The sequence below is a fragment of the Actinoplanes utahensis genome (assembly GCF_016862455.1).
GTDB lineage: Bacteria > Actinomycetota > Actinomycetes > Mycobacteriales > Micromonosporaceae > Actinoplanes > Actinoplanes utahensis.
Genome location: NZ_BOMZ01000071.1, coordinates 96,015 through 113,201 on the forward strand (window position 1 = coordinate 96,015; position 17,187 = coordinate 113,201).

A 17,187-nucleotide genomic window follows, 5' to 3' on the forward strand; every position below is an offset into this window, starting at 1 on the left:
TGAACGCGCCTGAGGTGGCTTCGGCTCCGAAGGCGCGGCGCCCGATCGCCGGGGTGCTGCTGCGGCTGCTGCCGTGGATCTTCCCGGCCGCTGTCGCGTTCGGTGTCCTGCACGCGTTCGAGACTCCGGACCGGCAGATCGCCCTGTACGCGGCGTACTTCCTGCTCGCCGTGGTGGTGCCGGGCACCCTGGTGTTCCGCGGCCTGTACGGAAGCCGCGGCAACTGGCCGGAGGACCTCGGCCTGGGCGCCGCCACCGGCCTGGTCGTCCTGCTGCTCGGCTGGGCCCTCGGCGCGGCCACCGGCCTGCAGGACTGGCTGCCGGCCTGGCCCGCGCTGATCGCCGTGCTGTTCCTGGCGGTGCCGCGACTGCGCCGGCACTGGCTGATCAGCGAGCCTGCCCCGCTGCCGGTGGCCTGGTCGTGGGCGGTCGCCGCGGTGCTGGTGATGGTGGCGCTGTGGGGCATCACGGCGTTCGAGGGCACCGAGTTGCCACCCGACACCGCCGTGATCTACCAGGACCTCTACTACCACCTGGCGCTCGTGCACGAGATGACGCGCACGATGCCGTTCGAGGTGCCGCAGGTCGCCGGCGACGCGTTGCGCTACCACTTCCTCTCCGACGCGGACATGGCCGCGGCCAGCATGATCACCGGCATCCCGGCGGCGAACGTGCTGCTGCGTCTGTGGGTGCTGCCGATCGCGGCCGTCGCGGTCGTGGTCTTCGCCGCGCTCGGCCGGTCCGCCGCGGGACGCTGGTGGGTGGGCGCGCTGGCCGCCGCTCTCGGCTTCGTGGGGTACGCCCTGACGCTGGGCGGCCCGATCACGCCGATGCTGGGCGGCGTCCCGCTCACCTTCCTGAGCCCTTCCCAGGTGTACGCGCTGCCGCTCATCGGGCTCTTCACCCTGCTCGCGACGGAGGCCCTGCGGGGCCGCCCGCTGCGCGGGGCCTGGGCGCTGCTGCCGCTGCTGGCGCTGGCCTGTGCCGGCGCCAAGTCCAGTGTGCTGCCACCGCTGGCCGCCGGTGTCGGTCTGGCCGGGGTGGTGCTGCTGTGGCGGCGGCGCCGGATCCCGTGGACGGCTGTCGGTCTGCTCGGCGCCATCGTCTTCGGCATCGTGCTCGGGTTCCGGCTCTTCGCCGGCGGCGGGGCGGGCACCCTGCTCATCCAGCCGTTGCAGGCGTTGCACTGGATGGCGCCGTACGCGCAGACCCTCGGCGCCGGCGAGGGCACGGCCGAGAAGGGCTTCCTGGTCCCGGGCCTGGCCGGGGCGGACGCCGCGGGCTGGGCGTTCGTCGTCGGGCTGCTGGCCTGGTGGGCGCTGATGCAGGCGCCGCGCCTGGTCGGCCTGCTGGTGTGGCCGCACCGCCGGGAGGAGACGGCCGGCACGGTCGATCCGGTGCGCTGGCTGTTCGGCGGGATCGTGGTGGCCGGCGCGGGCGGGCTGTGGGCGTTCGCGCACCCGTCGCTCAGCCAGGGCTACTTCTACACCGGTGTGCTGCCGATGGCCGCGGTGCTGACCGCCTGGACGTTCGCCGACCGGATCCGGACCTGGCTCGTCCCGGTGCTCGGCGGGGTGGCCGGCGCGGCCTGGCAGGTGCTGGCGCCCGAGGTGAAGGCGCCGGCCGAACCGTCCGTCGCCGACTGGGCATGGGCACTGGCCGTGCCGGTGCTGACCACCGCCGCGGTGGTCGTGGTGCCGGCCGTCATCGGGGTGGCGATCTGGCGGAAACGGGCGCTGCGGGCGCTGCCGGTTCTGCTGCTCGCCGCGATCGTGGGCGGCGGCCTGGCCAACGGGGTCGTCCAGACCGCCAAGCGGATCACCGACGCGCCGCCGAAGTCGTCGGCGGCCAGCCCGTCGGCGGTCACGGAGCAGGAGATGCGTGCCGCGCTCTGGCTGGAGGAGAACGCCGGCGAGGAGGATCTGGTCGCCACCAACGTGCACTGCACGCCGATCAAGGCCAGGGAGAACTGCAACGCGCGGGCTTTCTGGGTGGCCGGGCTGGGCGGGCGGCGTACGCTCGTCGAAAGCTGGGGATACGCCGACCAGTCGGTGGCGGCGAACGGCAGGAACGGGCTTTACTACGCCAACCAGCCGGCGCCGTACCCCGAGGTGTTCGCGCTGAACGAGCGGGTCTTCCGGACCGGCGCGGCGGCGGACGTCGCGGAGCTGCGGGACCGGTTCGGTGTGCGGTGGCTCTTCGCCGACAGCCGTGCCGGAGCCGTCTCGCCGGCGCTGGCCCAGGTCGCCGACGTCCGGCACACCCAGGGCACGGTCACCATCTACGAGCTGCGCCCGGCGTAGTCGGGTTATCCCTACCTTCGGGTGGGCGGCCCACGGGATCGCGTGGGTGGGCGCCGGTGCATAGCGTCTGTGGCATGACGACCACACACGCCGACGCGGCGCCCACCCGGAGCCTGGTGGGCCGGTACTTCCGCCAGCTCGGTATCGACACGCAGTACGTGCTGATCGGTTTCCCGATCGGCATGGTGACTTTCGTGGTCGGTCTCAGCGGGTTCGCGCTCGGCATCAGTACCGCGATCATCTGGGTGGGCCTGCCGATCCTGGTCGGCACGTTGATGCTGTCCCGGGGTTTCGCGATGGCCGAGCGGGCCCGGATCGGCCCGGTGCTCGGCCGCCGGATGCCGCACCCGCGGTACAAGCGGGTCCGCGGCGAGGGCGCCCTGCGACGGACCTTCGGCCCGCTCTCCGACGGGCAGACGTGGCTGGACCTGCTCCACGCGATCTTCCGGTTCATCCCGAACACCCTCGGTTTCTGCTTCGTCGTCACCTGGTGGTCGATCGCGCTCGCCGGTCTCACCGTCCCGCTGTGGGACTGGGCCCTGCCGCACACGCCGGACAACCACGAGCTGCACGAACTGCTCGGGTTCCAGGACACGATGGGCACCCGGGTCCTCTTCAACTTCAGCATCGGTGTGTTCTTCGCCGGCACGCTGTACTGGGTGGTCCGCGGCGCCGCGCTGATGGAGGCGCACTTCGCCAAGGGGCTGCTGGTCAGCGTCTCGGCATTGCGCGAGCAGATCGCCGTGGCCGAGGAGGCCCGGGACGTGGCCCAGCAGCAGAAGGCGGCGGCGGTCTCGGCCGAGGCGGTGGCGCTGCGCAAGCTGGAGCGTGACATCCACGACGGCCCGCAGCAGCGGCTGGTCCGGCTGGCGATGGATCTGGGCCGGGCCGAGCAGCAGTTCACCGCCGACCCGGACCGGGCCCGGGCGATCGTGGCGGAGGCGCTCGCCCAGACCCGGGAGACCTTGGACGAGCTGCGTGCCCTGTCCCGCGGTATCGCCCCGCCGATCCTGGTCGACCGGGGCCTGCGGGCGGCGCTGACCGCGCTGGCCGGCCGCTGCACGATTCCGGTGGATCTGGACGCGCCGCCGCTGGACCGGTTGGAGCCGGCCGTCGAGTCGACCGCGTACTTCGTGGTGGCGGAGGCGCTGACCAACGTCGCGAAGCACAGCTACGCCAACGAGGTGCAGGTCAGCGTGCAGCGGATCGCCACCGGCCTGATCGTGACGGTCGCCGACGACGGGGTGGGCGGGGCGAGCCTGGCGAAGGGGCACGGGCTGGCCGGTCTCGACGACCGGGTGCGGGCGGCCGGCGGCGTTCTCTCGGTGGACAGCCCGCAGGGGGAGGGGACGCGGCTCACGGCGGCATTGCCGCTCTGAACGGAGCGAAGTCTGACAGCATGACCGCATGCGGGTGGTCATTGCCGATGATGCGGTGCTGTTGCGGGAGGGCCTGATCCGGCTCGTCGAGGAGAACGGTCACACCGTCGTCTCGGCCGTCGGGGACGGGCCCTCCCTTGTGGACGCGATCAAGGAACATCGTCCGGACGTCTCCATCGTGGACGTCCGGATGCCGCCGTCGCACACCGACGAGGGCCTGCGGGCCGCCGTCGAGGCGCGGGCCGCGGTGCCGGGCAGCCCGATCCTGGTGCTGTCCCAGTACGTCGAGGTGTCGTACGCCGACGATCTTCTCGCCGACCGCCGTGGGGCGGTCGGCTATCTGCTCAAGGACCGGGTCTCGGTGATCGCCGAGTTCCTCGACGGATTGCGCCGGGTCGCCGAGGGCGGCACCGTGCTGGATCCCGAGGTGGTCGCCCAGCTGCTGGTCCGGCGCCGGCGTGACGATCCGCTGCGCAGCCTGACCCCGCGGGAGCGGCAGGCGCTGACCCTGATGGCCGAGGGCATGTCGAACACCGCGATCGCCCGCAAGATGGTGGTCACCGACGGCGCGGTGGAGAAGCACGTCCGCAACATCTTCACCAAGCTGGGTCTGCACCAGGACGATGAGCAGCACCGGCGGGTCCTGGCAGTGCTCGCCTACCTCCAGGCGTAGGGCTAGCCCTACCCCGGACCGGGGTGCCTTCGGTATCGTCCGGCCACTGCGGAGTCCATAGCGTCTTCCCCATGGAGAACAGGGAAAACGTCAAGGGGATCGCGGCCCGCGTCGCGATCTGGAGCGCCCGCCATCGGACGCTCGCGATCCTCGGCTGGATCGTCTTCGTGATAGCAACGGTCGTCCTCAGCGGCCAGATCGGGACCCACCAGGCGGACGAGGGGACAGCCGGGCACGGGGACTCCGGCGACGCGGACCGGATCGTGGCGGCGGCCGGCTTCCCGGAGCAGCCGGCCGGCGAGATGGTGCTGATCCAGAACCGGTCGAGCGCCGATCGGGGGGCCGCGACGGCCGAGGTCACCCGGGTGCTCGGCACGGTGACCGGCGTCACCGGCATCCAGGAGCCGATCCCGTCGCCGGACGGCCGGTCGACTCTGATCACCTTCGACATCGCCGGTGACCCGGAGACGTCCGGCGAACGGGTCGCTCCCGCGCTGGACGCGATAGCCCGGGTGCAGGCGGCCCACCCCGGCCTCTACATCGCCGAGGCCGGCGGCGCGAGCGCGAACAAGCTGCAGACCGAGAAGCTGGAGGACGGGCTGACCCGGCTCGGGATGCTGTCCATCCCGGTGACGCTGGGCATCCTGCTGGTCGCTTTCGGCGCGGTGGTCGCGTCGTTCCTCCCGGTGCTCCTGGCGATCATGTCGGTGGTCGCCGCGATCGGCCTGATGGCGGCCGCCAGCCGGTTCGCTCCCGCGGTCGACGAGACCACGCACGTCATGCTGCTGATCGGCTTGGCCGTCGGCGTCGACTACTGCCTCTTCTACATCCGGCGGGAACGTGACGAGCGCCGTGCCGGCGCCGATCCGCACCGGGCGCTGATGATCGCCGCGCAGACCTCCGGCCGGTCGATCTGGATCTCCGGGCTGACCGTCATCGTGGCCATGGCCGGCATGTTCTTCACCCAGGACGTCGTCTTCGTCAGCTTCGCCGCCGGCACCATCCTGGTGGTGGCCACGGCCGTGCTCGGCTCGCTGACCGTGCTGCCGGCCGTGCTCTCGGCGCTCGGTGACCGGGTCGACGCCATCAAGATCCCTGGCCTGTACCGGCGGAACAGTGACGGCCGGGTCTGGAATGCGCTGCTCAAGGTCGTACTCGCGAAGCCCTTGATCTCCGCCCTGATCGCCGTCGCCGCTCTCGGCGCCCTCGCCTATCCCGCGCTGGACCTCAAGACCCGGGGCCAGAGCATCCAGGACATCGCGCCGAGCGACCCGGTGGTGCGGGCCTTCGTCGCCATCGGGGAGGCCTTCCCGACGAAGAACAGCCCGGCGCAGGTCGTGGTCGAGGACGACTCGGTGAAGAGTCCCGAGTTCCAGCAGGCGCTGGCCTCCTTCACGACCGCGGTGCGCCAGAGCGGCGGCAAGCTCGCCGAGCCGGTGACCGTCGAGGTCAACCCGGCGGGGAACGTCGCGGTGGTCTCGGTCGGCCTGGCCGGCAAGGAGAGCGACAGTGTCGCGGTCGACGCGCTGAAGCTGCTGCGCGAGGACGTCGTGCCGGACACCTTCGGGCGGATCGGCAGGGCGACCGCGCTGGTCACCGGCTCGACCGCGGGCGGTGTCGACTACAACGCGCAGTTGGCGAAGACCCTGCCGATGGTGTTCACGTTCGTCCTCGGGCTGGCGTTCGTGCTGCTGCTGGTGTCGTTCCGGTCGGTCGTGGTGGCGGTCACCGGTCTGCTGCTGAACCTGCTGTCGGTGGCCGCCTGCTACGGCATGCTGGTCTTCGTCTTCCAGTACGGCAACTTCGAGGACCAGCTCGGCTTCGTCTCCGGTGGCGGCATCACCAACTGGATCCCGATGTTCCTGTTCGTGATCCTGTTCGGCTTGTCGATGGACTACCACGTCTTCGTGGTGAGCCGGATCCGTGAGGGTTACGACCGCGGCCTGCCGACCCGGGAGGCGGTGCGGGAGGGCATCGGCCGGACCGCCGGCGTGATCACCAGCGCGGCCGTGGTGATGGTCGCGGTGTTCGCCCTCTTCGCCACGTTGCCGCTGACCGCCACCAAGGAACTGGGCATCGGCCTGGCCGCGGCGGTCCTGCTGGACGCCACGATCGTCCGGGCGGTGCTGCTGCCGTCGGTGATGGCGCTGCTCGGCCGGGCGAACTGGTGGCTGCCGAAGTGGCTGGGCTGGCTGCCGGAGATCGCGCACGAGCCGCCGGCGCCGGCCGGGCCGGTCCGGGCCGGTGACGACCGGGAGCTCACCCCGGTGAGCTGAGCGAGTGGGCCAGGGCGCCGCCGATCACGGCGGCGCCCACTCCTGCCGTGATGCTCAGCAGCGCGTACCCCGCGGCGGCGATCCGCTCCCGGCGCCGGGCCATCGCCAGGATCTCCCAGCTGAACGTCGAGTACGTGGTGAGCGCCCCACAGAACCCGGTGCCGAGCAGCGCCACCAGGCCGGGCGACAGCGGCAGGCCGAGCAGCAGGCCGAGAAGGAACGAGCCGGCCACGTTGACCGCGAGGGTGCCCCACGGGAACGCCGTACCGAATCGGGCTCGCATCACCTGGTCGGTCAGGTAACGCAGCGGCGCGCCGACCGCGGCGCCGAGCGCCACCAGCAGGGCGGTCACCGGGCGAGCAGGCTTCCGGCCAGGACCGCGAGGACGGCGCCGGCCAGGGTCGCGGCCAGATAGATCAGCCCGGCCTGGGAGGTCTCGGCGATCGCGGTGGAGAAGGTGGTGTAACCGCCGAGCACCCCGGTGCCGAGGAACAGGCGGGGCAGGCGCCGCTCGACCCGGGTGTTGAGGACTCCGATGAGGAAGCAACCGGAGACGTTCACCACCCAGGTGGACCACGGGAACCCGCCGGGCGGGTGCGGGAGGGCGGCGGCGATGCCGAACCGGGCCAGGGCGCCGAGCATGCCGCCGGTCGAGACGGCGGCCAGCGCGGCGCGGTCCACGTCGAGAGCCATGGTCACCGACGGTAGACCACGGGAGACCGGGCGGCCGGGGGGACGTGGCGGCGTCCACCCCGGCCGGTTTCCGGAGCTCCTGCTGGGGAGCGTTCCGTACCGTCCACTGTAGATCAAGATCTTGACTTGCTCGATGGCGGCCCCGGAGCGCTGTCACGGCGGTGGTATCAAGGTGACGTACGAATCTTCCGGCCCTGGTGCCGGTAGGCTATGGCGACAAATCGACATCATGATCACAAAATAGGCGCACAATCACAGGGTTCGCTTATGTAAGGCTGATACCGTGCGGCTCCGCACGCGCGGACGGAGCGGGAAGAGAATGCACCACGCCAATCATCATTACGGGCACGCGCACATCCTGGCCCGGTACTGCCGCATCGCCGAACCGATGCATCCGCCACGGATCATGGGCTACCTGCAGCACGGCTGGAACATCGGCGACGGGCTGGCGCCCGGCACGCCGTACGTCTCCGGCTCCCGGCTTCTGGTCTGGTCCGAGGAGACCCGGCGCCGTTCCTGGTCACAGGGCCGACGGAACGCGGTCGTGGTCGGGGCGCCCTTCTCCTACCTGGTGGAGATGACGCCGGACGACGGCACGCCCGCCGAGGGCACCATCTTCTACCCCTTCCACGGCTGGGAGGGGCAGCAGGTCCACGGCGACCACCAGCGCCTCATCGACGAGGTGCGAGCGACCGAGATCGGCCCGATCACCGCCTGCCTGTACTGGAACGAGTACCGGATGCGGGCGGTGCGCGCACTCTACGAGAAGGCCGGATTCCGGGTGATCTGCCATGGCTACCGCGGTTTCTGGTGGCGGGACCACAACCGTGACTTCCTGGTCAATCAGCTCGCCGAACTGCGCCGCCACAAGCGGGTGGTCTCCAATCGGCTGTGCAGCGCGATCTGGTACGGCGCCCTCGCCGGCCGCGAGGTCGCGGTCTACGGCGACCCGATGGTCCTCGACAACGCCGACATGACGTTCGGCGGCGAGCCACGTCTGCACCGACAGTGGCCGGAGGTCTACGGCCGGCAGACCGATTACGACGCCTGCCACCAGCTCGCCCGGGTCCAACTGGGCGCCGACGAACTGGCCGGTCCGGACGAGCTGCGCAAGCTCCTGGGCTGGCCCAAGGAAGGGTACGTGTGATGCCGGACCGTCCGGACATGGCCGCGGCACTGGCCGCCCCGCCGCTGACCAACCTGACCCGGTTCGGCGGCGAGATGTTCAACTGGAGCGACACCCGCGGTCGGCGCAACGCGCTGCTGACCCATCTGATCGTCGAGCTGGGCGGCCCGGGGCGGACCGTCCTGGTCGCCGGCCCGCACCCGGACGAGGTGGTCGCCGCGCTGGCCGCCGGCGGGGCCGAGGTCACCTGGCTGCTGCGCTCGCTCGCCGACGCCGAGCAGGCCGCCCGGACCCATCCGACCATCTCGGTGTTGGCTGGCGCGTTCGGCAAGGTGGACCTGACCACCGGGTTCGACCTGGTGGTCGCGGCCGACGGCATCCAGCGGCTGAACTCGGCCGAGGGCGACCAGTTGTCCGCCGGTGAGCTGCTGGACCGGCTCGCGCAGGCGGTCCGGCCGGACGGCGCGCTGGTCCTGATGCACGACAACCAGCTCGGCGCGCACCACACGGTCCGCCTGGAGCCGGGTCGCCGGCAGCGCGACGACGCCGCCTGGTACCCCTCCGACGGGCAGGTCGCCGACAACCCGGCCGCCCGTGAGCAGCTCACCGCCCGGCTGACCGAGGCCGGGCTGGTGGTGGATGTGGCGTACGCGGCGTTCCCCGAACCGGCCACCCCCGCCGTGCTGATCGGCGGCGACGCCCTGGGTGACGTCGCCTCGCCGCTGCGGCCCTGGCTTCAGTCCGTGCTGGAGCAGGCGTACACCACCGCCTTCCGCAACCGCCCGGTGCTCAGCGACCCGCGCCGCCTGGTCGGCCGGGCGCTGCGGGCCGGCGCCGAGGACACCGTCGCCGGTGGCTGGCTGGTGATCGCGCGGGCGCCCGGCGACGTCCCGGCGGCCCGCACCACGTGGCACGACGTGCTCGTCGGTGACGTGCACGGCGCCTTCACCTACACGGTGACCGCCGACGGGCCGAAGGTGCTGGTGCCGCACGACGGCCCGATGGAGCGGGAGGGGCTGCGCCGGCTGGACGTGCCGGTCGCCCCGCACACCGGTGGTTACCTGCTGGAGCAGCGGCTGCTGGAGCTGTGCGCGGCCGCGGACGTGCGGCGGTTGCGGCAGGAGATCGCGCAGTACGAGTCCTGGCTGGCCACGCACGCCCGGGACGGCCTGGTCGACGGCCCGGTCGCGCTGGCCGACCTGTCCGGTGTCGCGATCACCCCCGCCGGCCCGACCGTGCTGGCCGCCCGCTGGGAGCCGGTCGAGGCCGTGCCGGTGGAGATCGTGCTGGTCCGGGCCCTGTGGCAGTTCGCGGTCCGGCTGATCACCTGGGGCCGGCCGCACCCGTGGCCGGTCACCGCGAGCGCCGCCGACCTGGCCGCGATCCTGGTCGGCATGGCCGGCCGGAGTCTCGCCGACGAGGAGCTGCGGGCCGCGATCGACCTGCAGGTGGTGCTGGACGGCGCCGAGTTCGGGTTGACCCAGGGCGAGCGGCAGGCGCACAAGTTGGCGCTGCTGGCCGTGCAGCCGGGCACCGCCCCGCTCGACGTGGCCGGGTACGAGGAGCTCACCGAGGCGCTCTGGCGGCAGCGGTACCAGGCCAGTCACCTGCTGGCGATGATGGAGTGGACCGAGCAGATCATCCGGTCCCGGGACTCGGCGCTCAGCAAGATGGACTTCGAGCTGCAGCTGCTGCGCCGCAGTTGGAGCGGCCGTGGCCTGATGCTGGCGAAGAAGGCGTACAAGAAGGTCCGGAAATAGGCGCGAGAGGCGGCGGGCCGGAAGCCCGCCGCCTCTCGCATCCGTCAAGAGATCAGATGATGTCCCAGGTCAGCGGCGTGCCCTTGGCCGCGTCCTCCTTGAAGGTACGCCCCAGCACGGTCCCGATCTGGTCCGGCTCGAGACCGCCGGTCGGGCGGATCGAGCGCACGTTCTCCGCGGTGACCGGGTCGCCGGCCTTCACGTCGGTGACGACGTAGAGCGAGCGCCGGAACCGCAGGCTCTCCTTCTCCGACTCATTCGGCCCGATCTCGGTGGTGCCGAGCGCCTGCCAGGCCCGCTCCGACTCGACGACGAGCGCCTTCAGTTCGGCCTGGTCGAGCGAGAACGCCGAGTCGACGCCGCCGTCGGCCCGGTCCAGGGTGAAGTGCTTCTCGATCAGCACGGCGCCGAACGCCACGGCGGCGATCGGCACACCGATGCCCATGGTGTGGTCGCTCAGGCCGATCGGCAGGCGCAGCGCCTCGGCGAGGACCGGGATGCGGCGCAGGTTGGTGGCCTCCGGCGGCGCGGGGTAGGAGGCGGTGCAGCTCAGCACGGTGATGTCGGTGGCGCCGGCGCCCTGGGCGGCCTCGACCGCGGCGGTGATCTCCCGGAGCGTGGCCATGCCGGTGGAGATGATGATCGGCTTGCCGGTCGACGCGGCGAGGCGGACCAGCGGCAGGTCGGTGATCTCCGAGGACGCGATCTTGTACATCGGCGCGTCCAGCTTCTCCAGCAGCTCGACCGCGGTCCGGTCGAACGGGCTGGAGAACGGCGTGATGCCCCGCTCGCGGGCCCGCTCGAAGATCGGCGCGTGCCAGTCCCACGGGGTGTGCGCCCGCTCGAAGAGCTGGTAGAGGTAGTCGCCGCCCCACAGGTCGTGACCGGAGGAGATCTGGAAGCGCGGGTGCTTGACGTCCACGGTCATGGTGTCCGCGGTGTACGTCTGGATCTTGATGGCGTCCGCGCCGGCGTCGGCCGCGGCGTCCACCAGCTGCAGTGCGCGCTCCAGGGAACCGTTGTGGTTACCCGACATCTCGGCGACGATGTACGGCTTCTTGCTGCTCATTTGCTTCTCTCCGTCCAGACGACCGTCTTCGGGACTCCGTCGATCAGTCGTTCATATCTGCGCGTCTCGCGGAACCCGAATCGCCGGTGCAACGCGAGAACCTGCTTGTTGTCGGCGAGCGTCTCGCCGCCGAGGGTCTCCAGGCCGAGGGTGCCGAACGCGTACTCGACGGCCTCTTTCTCCAGCCGCATCCACGCGGGCAGGAGACGCTGGCCGAGCCCCTCGACGTCGAGGTAGAACGACCAGGTGTTGCCGTTGAAGATCACCACCCCGGCGGGGACGCCGTCCTCCTCATAGATCAGGACGTCGCCACTTCTCTTGGCCCACCAGGCGGCGTGCTCGGCGGGCTTGATTTCGTGAGTGGTCAGGCTGACGGCACGCACCGAGGGGTGGTTGCGCCAGGGAAGGACCAGGTCACGGTCGGTGTCACGGGCGGGTCGAAGCACGTCGTCAACGTATGGACGTGGTCTGGCCCGTTTGCGACGTGGACGCGGCCCCCGGGTTAACGGGAGGTGTCCGTTGCATGGATCGACGGCGTAGCCCGGCAACCCGGTAACCGGCTCGGAGCGCCGCGTACATGCTGTAGTTGCCGGCGGCGACGAGACGGATCTTGAGGCCGGCCGCGCCGCCCGGCGCCTGGTAACCGGCCGGTTGGTGGCGCCGGTACAGCTGCACGATGCGGTGGAAGAACGCGCGCCGGTGGACCGGCAGCACCCGGGTGTCGTTGCCCGCGACGACCATCAGATGGTTCATCGTCAAGGTGAACATCCGGTGTCGCACCGAGTCCGGCACGTCGCGGGCGGCGAGCCACTCGTGCAGCCGGTCATATTGCTCGAAGGCCTCGAAATGCCGCTCGCTGCGGGTCGCGGTGATCGCGCCGGCCCGGCCGATCCGGTAGTGGTAGCAGACCCGGTCGAGCACGGCGATGCTCCGGGCGGCGATCAGCACGGGCTTGGTGAACGGCACGTCCTCATACCACCCCGGGGGGAACTCCAGACCGTTCTCCGTCAGGAACTCGCGACGGACGATCCGATTCCACGCGGTGTGCTGGAGACCGAGCAGGTTCTCCAGGGTGTGCGGGCCGGACAGCACCGGGGAGCTCGCGTCGACCTCCACACGGCCGTCGTCGTGCACCCGCAGGTGATCGATGAGCAGCACGTCGGGCGTGGTCTCGCGCAGCCGCTCCAGCACGGCGCGGGTGGAGCCCGCGGGCAGCACGTCGTCGCTGTCGACGAACCAGACGAACTCGCCGGTGGCCTCGGCCAGACCCGCGTTGCGGGCCAGGCCGAGACCCACGTTCTCGGTCAGGTGGCGCACCCGGAGGTTGCCGTGCCGGGCGGCATAGGCGTCCAGCATCTCGCCGCACGAGTCGGGGGAGGCGTCGTCGACGGCGACGACCTCGACCCGCGCGTTCTCCTCCGGTGTCAGACCGGCACGGATCGAGTCCAGGCACTCGTAGAGATATCGCTCGACCCCGTAGACGGGCACCACGACGGAGAGCTGAACGGTCATGCGCGCAACCTTAGCTCTCCCGGAACAGCAACTCCTGCATCGCATCGGTGGTGAGCGGCTCGGCGAAGTAGTAGCCCTGGCCGAGCTCGCAATTGCCGTCGGCGAGCTCGCTGAGCTGCCCGGCGTCCTCGATCCCCTCGGCCACCGTGGAGAGCTGGAGCGCCTGGCCGAGCTGGATGATGCCGAGGGTCAGCGACGCGGCGGCCGGCACGTCGCCGATGTCGTCGACGAACGATTTGTCGATCTTGATGATGTCCACCGGGAACCGCCGCAGGTAGGCCAGCGACGAGTAACCGGTGCCGAAGTCGTCGATCGCCAGGCGTACCCCGAGGGCCTTGATCGCCCCCAGCCGGTCCAGCGTCTCCTGCCGGTGGTCGACGAGCAACGACTCGGTCAGCTCGATCACCAGACAGCGGGCCGGCAGGCCGCTCTCGGTCAGCGCCGAGCTGACCACGTCCGGCAGGTCGGCGCGTTCCAGCTGCACCGCGGAGAGGTTCACGCTCACCGTGAGCGGGGCCTCCGGACCGCGCCGCTCGTTCCAGCGGGCGGCCTGCCGGCACGCCTCCCGCAGCACCCACTCGCCGATCGGGACGATCATCCCGGTCTCCTCGGCCAGCGGGATGAAGTCCAGCGGCGGGATCATCCCGCGCTCCGGGTGCTGCCACCGGACCAGCGCCTCCAGACCGGAGATCTCCCCGGTGGCCAGCCGTACGATCGGCTGGAACCGCAGCTGGAACTCGTGCCGCAGCACGGCCCGGCGCAGGTCGGCCTCCATCTCCAGGTGACGCTGGAAGGACTCGCGCATCGACGGCTCGAAGACCGCGTACTGGTCCTTGCCCTTCTTCTTGGCCTCGAACATCGCCAGGTCGGCGCGGACCAGCAGCTCCTGGGCGTCGTGTCGGCCGGCCTCACCGAAGGCGACGCCGATGCTGCACGTCACGAACGTCTCCCGGCCGTCCAGGTCGAACGGCTCGCGCATCGCGGTCACGATCCGCCGGGCCACCGGGACCGCGGCCTCCACCGAGCCGGCCTCCGGCAGCAGCACGGCGAACTCGTCCCCGCCCAGCCGGGCCGCGGTGTCGTCGGTGCGCAGGCACTCCCGCAGCCGGTCGGCGACCGCGGCCAGCAGCCGGTCACCGGAGCTGTGGCCGAGCGCGTCGTTGATCATCTTGAACCGGTCCAGGCCGATCAGCAGCGTGGCGGCGCCACCGGCGCGGTCCGCGCCGAGCGCGTGCTCCATCCGGGTGACGAAGAGTGAGCGGCTGGCCAGCCCGGTCAGCGTGTCGTGGAACGACGCGTTCATCTCGCGCAGCGTCCGGGCGTCGGTGACGGCCAGGCTGGCGTGCTCGGCGAAGGCCAGCAGCATCTCCTGAGCGGCCGGGTCCCACACCCGCGGCTCGCGGTGTGTCCCGGCGAACATGGCGCCGACCACGACGCCGTTCTCGTGCACCGGTACGGCCATCACGCTCTTGATCCGGTGCTCGTGCACCAGTTCCGGCACCGCGATCGGCGAGCTGGCGTAGTCGTCCACGGCCACCAGCTCGTCACCCATGATCGCCAGCCCGGCGACCCCGAGGGTGGCGATCGGCATCCGCTGCATCCGTTCCAATGCCGTGACCGGGATGCCGAAGGACGAGACCACGCTCATCCGGCCCGGGTCGTCGTTCTCCAGCACGGTGAGCCCGGCGACGTCGACCTCCAGCAGGTCGCCGACCCCGGCGGCGACCTGGTCCAGGATCTGCCGCAGCGGCTCCCGCCGGGCGATCGACCGCTGAACCGCGCTGAGGTGGTCGAAGAGCCGCTGCCGGCGCTGCATCGAGTCGAGCAGCCGCCGTTCGGTCTCGACCAGCTGGAGCGCCTGCAGGCTCAGCTCCAGGACCCGGGCCATGCCGCGGAGCAGGCAGACCTCCTCGTCGGTGAAGGCGGCCGAGGTACGGCCGATCACCAGCATGCCGGAGGACGAGCCACCCAGCGGCGCGACCGCGAGCAGGTACTCGAAGCCGTCGCCGGTGCGGAGCGTGGCGGGGTGGCCGACCAGGTAGCCGGCGGTCAGCGCGTAGGCGGGGATCTCGTCGGCGGGCAGCCCGACCGCGGCGGCCACGCCACCGTCGACCGCGAGAACCGCGAGGTCGGCGTCGAGCGCCCGGAGCGCGCACTCGACCGCGGCGTGCTGTGCCGCGGCCTCGTCCGGCCGGTCGGCTACCACGGCGAGGAACTCCGTCAATTGCTGGGTGGCGAGCACATGGTTGCAGTCGGCTACCGGAACCTGCAGTTGAGGGAAACGGGCAAGCCGCCCGGGGTTCGTGCCAACCTGGTCACGAACGGTCAGGCTGCCGGTACGTACGGTTGTCAAAGCCGGTCGGGTGGGTCTGAATGGATCCGTGGAGATGTTGGCGTCCGGTCGTGTCGGTGCCGCCTCGATCGCCTTTCTGGGCCTGGCCGCGGCCGCCCCGATCGTCACCCTCGTCACCGTGATCCCCGATGTCCTGGCCGCGGGTGCCGGCCCCCTGGTGCCCTGGACCTGCGCCGTCGCCGGCCTGATCCTGCTGCTCTTCTGCGCCGGCCAGGCCGCGATGATCCGCCGGCTGCCCAGCTCCGGCGTGGCGTATTCGCATGTCACCCTGGGCCTCGGCCGCCCGGCCGGGCTCGCCGCCGCCTGGCTGGCGATCGCCGGCTACCAGACGATCCAGTTCGGTCTCTACGCGCTGGCCGGTCTGACCGCGGCCCCGCTGCTCAGCAGTTTCCTCGGTCTGACCGCGCCGTGGTGGGCGGTGGCGGCGGCCTGCTGGGCGGTCGTCGCGATCTGCGGGCCCATGCGGATCGAGGTCGCCGCCGGGGTGCTCGGCCTGCTCGCGGTGGCCCAGGCGACCGTGCTCGCCGGGATCGGCGCGGCGGGGGTGCTGCAGCCGTTCGGCGGCCGGGTGACAACCGATTCCATCCTGCTCGCCGGCTGGCCGGCGCTCGACCGGTCCGCTGTCGGGCTGCTGCTGGCCGTCGCGGTGCTGGCCTTCGCCGGTTTCGAGTCCACCGCCGGGTACGCCGAGGAGGGCTTCCAGCCACGCCGCAGCGCCGGTTTCGGCGGCTACGGTGCGGTCCTGCTGATCGCGTTGCTGCTGGGCGGCGTCTCGTGGACGATGATCGTCGCCGCAGGGCCGGACCGGGCCGCCACGGTCGCCGACACCCGCGGCGCCGAGCTGCTCTTCGATCTGGCCGCCGGGCGGCTCGCCCCGTGGGCCGTCACGCTCGGCCGGTTCGTCCTGTTCGCCGGGGTGCTGGCCGGGATCCTCGCGCTGCACCAGGTGATCGCCCGCTACCTGTTCGCCCTCGGCCGGGAGGGGGCGCTGCCCGGCGTGCTGGGCGACGTCCGGCGGCGGACCGCCGCGCCGCGCGCCGCCTCGGTGACCCAGTCGCTGATCGCGGGCGCCGCACTGGCGGGCGCCTGGGCGGCCGGCGCGGGTCCGGGGCCGCGGACCGCGCGGTGGCTGATCGTCGGCGGCGCGCTGAGCCTGCTGGTGGTGTTGCTGCTCGCGGCGCTCGCCACGCTGCTGCATCTGAATCGGGTGCCCGGGCCGGAAGGGCTCTGGGGCCGCTTTCTCGCGCCCGTCCTGGCCCTGGTGTCCCTGGGGGCGGTGGCGTTCCTGGCTTTCGGCGACCTGCCCGCGCTGCTCGGGATGCCGGCCGGGTTCGCCTTGGTCAAGGCGATTCCCGCCGGTCTTGCGGTGGGTGTGCTGGTGGGTGTGGGGCATGCCCTGCTGGTGGGCCGCCCGAGTGCCGCCGCGCCGCGGATCCCGCGGCAACGTGACCCGGGCGCGCACCGCCCGGAGCGGATCACCCAAAGAAGTCCTGGACCTGGGTGAGGGTCAGATAGCCCTGCGGCTCCAGTTCGCGGGGGATCGACGGCAGGCTCTTGGCCGTCACCGGGACCTCGCCGGCGTCCTCGGGCGGGGCGGTCGGCGCCGGGGTCGGTGGCAGGGCGGGCAGCGCCATCGCCTCCCGGATCACCTCGAACATGGTGCGGACCTCGGTGGACGCCAGCCGGGCCAGCTCGTCCCGGCCGGTCCCGGCCGGCGGCAGCGCGCAGGTGAAGTTGGCCCGCAACCGGTCGTCGACGCGGCGGATGTCGGCGCTGGGGCGCAGGTGGTCGAGCCGGCCCTCGGTGACGATGCCGAGCTCGCAGCCGCGGCAGCCGGACCCGCGCCACCACTGCTGCCAGCGTGGGTCCGCGTCGAGCCGGTGCACGGCGTGCTGCAGGGCCCGCAGGTAGAACCGGGGCTGCTGACCATCCCGAGTTGCCGTCCCCAGCCGCGGGTGGACCCAGAACTCGTCCATGGTTCGCAATGGTCGCAAATGAGACCACCTCCCGGTGCGGAATTCGGGGCGGCACGTCCGAGTGGAT

At 71.8% G+C, this 17,187-nt stretch carries 14 protein-coding genes; 7 read left to right on the plus strand and 7 right to left on the minus strand.

The annotated features are described in order from the left end of the window. Nucleotides 1-14 precede the first annotated feature (14 nt). The 4 genes from Aut01nite_RS24440 to Aut01nite_RS24455 all read left to right on the plus strand — a co-directional run bounded on the left by Aut01nite_RS24440 (nt 15) and on the right by Aut01nite_RS24455 (nt 6,631). Nucleotides 15-2,303, plus strand: a complete 2,289-nt coding sequence (locus Aut01nite_RS24440) for a hypothetical protein (protein WP_043522623.1) — start codon at nt 15-17, stop codon at nt 2,301-2,303. 74 nt (nt 2,304-2,377) lie between these two features. Then, entirely contained in the window at nt 2,378-3,682 is a 1,305-nt protein-coding gene (locus Aut01nite_RS24445) for a sensor histidine kinase (RefSeq protein ID WP_043522621.1), read from the plus strand. Between the two features lie 28 nt (nt 3,683-3,710). Next, nucleotides 3,711-4,355, plus strand: coding sequence for a response regulator (locus tag Aut01nite_RS24450; RefSeq protein WP_043522620.1), 645 nt, complete (start codon nt 3,711-3,713; stop codon nt 4,353-4,355). Nucleotides 4,356-4,426: 71 nt separating this feature from the next. After that, nucleotides 4,427-6,631, plus strand: a complete 2,205-nt coding sequence (locus Aut01nite_RS24455; RefSeq protein WP_204037666.1) for an MMPL family transporter — start codon at nt 4,427-4,429, stop codon at nt 6,629-6,631. Here Aut01nite_RS24455 and Aut01nite_RS24460 read toward each other — a convergent pair. Both Aut01nite_RS24460 and Aut01nite_RS24465 read right to left on the minus strand, forming a co-directional pair. Then, nucleotides 6,615-6,983 (minus strand): fluoride efflux transporter FluC, encoded by a 369-nt coding sequence (locus Aut01nite_RS24460; protein WP_043522617.1) that lies wholly within the window; start codon nt 6,981-6,983, stop codon nt 6,615-6,617. The genes Aut01nite_RS24455 and Aut01nite_RS24460 overlap by 17 nt on opposite strands. After that, a complete protein-coding gene (locus tag Aut01nite_RS24465; protein ID WP_043522616.1) occupies nt 6,980-7,324 on the minus strand; it encodes a fluoride efflux transporter FluC in 345 nt (114 codons plus the stop codon). The genes Aut01nite_RS24460 and Aut01nite_RS24465 overlap by 4 nt, the downstream gene beginning before the upstream one ends. Nucleotides 7,325-7,643: 319 nt before the next feature. On the opposite strand from Aut01nite_RS24465, the gene Aut01nite_RS24470 reads away from it, so the two are divergent. Together Aut01nite_RS24470 and Aut01nite_RS24475 are read left to right on the plus strand one after the other, a co-directional pair. Next, a complete protein-coding gene (locus tag Aut01nite_RS24470) occupies nt 7,644-8,471 on the plus strand; it encodes a hypothetical protein (protein ID WP_043522614.1) in 828 nt (275 codons plus the stop codon). Then, nucleotides 8,471-10,210, plus strand: coding sequence for a hypothetical protein (locus Aut01nite_RS24475; protein ID WP_043522612.1), 1,740 nt, complete (start codon nt 8,471-8,473; stop codon nt 10,208-10,210). Before Aut01nite_RS24470 ends, Aut01nite_RS24475 begins: the two co-directional genes overlap by 1 nt. Nucleotides 10,211-10,262: 52 nt before the next feature. On the opposite strand, the gene pseI is transcribed toward Aut01nite_RS24475, so the two are convergent. Genes pseI through Aut01nite_RS24495 form a run of 4 tightly spaced genes read right to left on the minus strand, consistent with a single transcriptional unit; the run spans nt 10,263 to nt 15,033 of the window. After that, nucleotides 10,263-11,279 carry a pseudaminic acid synthase gene (gene pseI / locus Aut01nite_RS24480; protein ID WP_043522611.1) on the minus strand — a complete coding sequence of 339 codons (1,017 nt, stop codon included), beginning with the start codon at nt 11,277-11,279 and terminating at the stop codon, nt 10,263-10,265. Beyond that, a complete protein-coding gene (locus Aut01nite_RS24485; protein ID WP_043522610.1) occupies nt 11,276-11,725 on the minus strand; it encodes a GNAT family N-acetyltransferase in 450 nt (149 codons plus the stop codon). Before Aut01nite_RS24485 ends, pseI begins: the two co-directional genes overlap by 4 nt. A gap of 4 nt (nt 11,726-11,729) precedes the next feature. Next, the gene (locus Aut01nite_RS24490) at nt 11,730-12,791 is read right to left on the minus strand and encodes a glycosyltransferase family 2 protein (RefSeq protein ID WP_043522609.1); all 1,062 of its coding nucleotides are present in this window, start codon (nt 12,789-12,791) and stop codon (nt 11,730-11,732) included. 10 nt (nt 12,792-12,801) lie between these two features. Beyond that, nucleotides 12,802-15,033 carry a putative bifunctional diguanylate cyclase/phosphodiesterase gene (locus Aut01nite_RS24495; RefSeq protein ID WP_236642520.1) on the minus strand — a complete coding sequence of 744 codons (2,232 nt, stop codon included), beginning with the start codon at nt 15,031-15,033 and terminating at the stop codon, nt 12,802-12,804. A 145-nt stretch (nt 15,034-15,178) separates the two neighbouring features. Between Aut01nite_RS24495 and Aut01nite_RS24500 the strand changes: the two genes are divergently transcribed. Beyond that, nucleotides 15,179-16,648: an APC family permease gene (locus Aut01nite_RS24500; protein WP_052163241.1), complete on the plus strand. Its 1,470-nt coding sequence runs from the start codon at nt 15,179-15,181 to the stop codon at nt 16,646-16,648. Here the strand turns inward: Aut01nite_RS24500 and Aut01nite_RS24505 are convergent. After that, the gene (locus Aut01nite_RS24505; RefSeq protein ID WP_043522606.1) at nt 16,620-17,120 is read right to left on the minus strand and encodes a hypothetical protein; all 501 of its coding nucleotides are present in this window, start codon (nt 17,118-17,120) and stop codon (nt 16,620-16,622) included. The two genes, Aut01nite_RS24500 and Aut01nite_RS24505, sit on opposite strands and share 29 nt — an antisense overlap. Nucleotides 17,121-17,187 lie beyond the last annotated feature (67 nt).

Bases quoted from the DNA above. Each gene is read 5' to 3' on its own strand.
- Aut01nite_RS24465 (WP_043522616.1), bottom strand. From the start codon at position 7,324: ATGGCTCTCGACGTGGACCGCGCCGCGCTGGCCGCCGTCTCGACCGGC.
- Aut01nite_RS24450 (WP_043522620.1), top strand. From the start codon at position 3,711: ATGCGGGTGGTCATTGCCGATGATGCGGTGCTGTTGCGGGAGGGCCTG.
- Aut01nite_RS24455 (WP_204037666.1), top strand. From the start codon at position 4,427: ATGGAGAACAGGGAAAACGTCAAGGGGATCGCGGCCCGCGTCGCGATC.
- Aut01nite_RS24475 (WP_043522612.1), top strand. From the start codon at position 8,471: ATGCCGGACCGTCCGGACATGGCCGCGGCACTGGCCGCCCCGCCGCTG.
- Aut01nite_RS24490 (WP_043522609.1), bottom strand. From the start codon at position 12,791: ATGACCGTTCAGCTCTCCGTCGTGGTGCCCGTCTACGGGGTCGAGCGA.
- Aut01nite_RS24505 (WP_043522606.1), bottom strand. From the start codon at position 17,120: ATGGACGAGTTCTGGGTCCACCCGCGGCTGGGGACGGCAACTCGGGAT.
- pseI (WP_043522611.1), bottom strand. From the start codon at position 11,279: ATGAGCAGCAAGAAGCCGTACATCGTCGCCGAGATGTCGGGTAACCAC.
- Aut01nite_RS24470 (WP_043522614.1), top strand. From the start codon at position 7,644: ATGCACCACGCCAATCATCATTACGGGCACGCGCACATCCTGGCCCGG.
- Aut01nite_RS24445 (WP_043522621.1), top strand. From the start codon at position 2,378: ATGACGACCACACACGCCGACGCGGCGCCCACCCGGAGCCTGGTGGGC.
- Aut01nite_RS24500 (WP_052163241.1), top strand. From the start codon at position 15,179: ATGTTGGCGTCCGGTCGTGTCGGTGCCGCCTCGATCGCCTTTCTGGGC.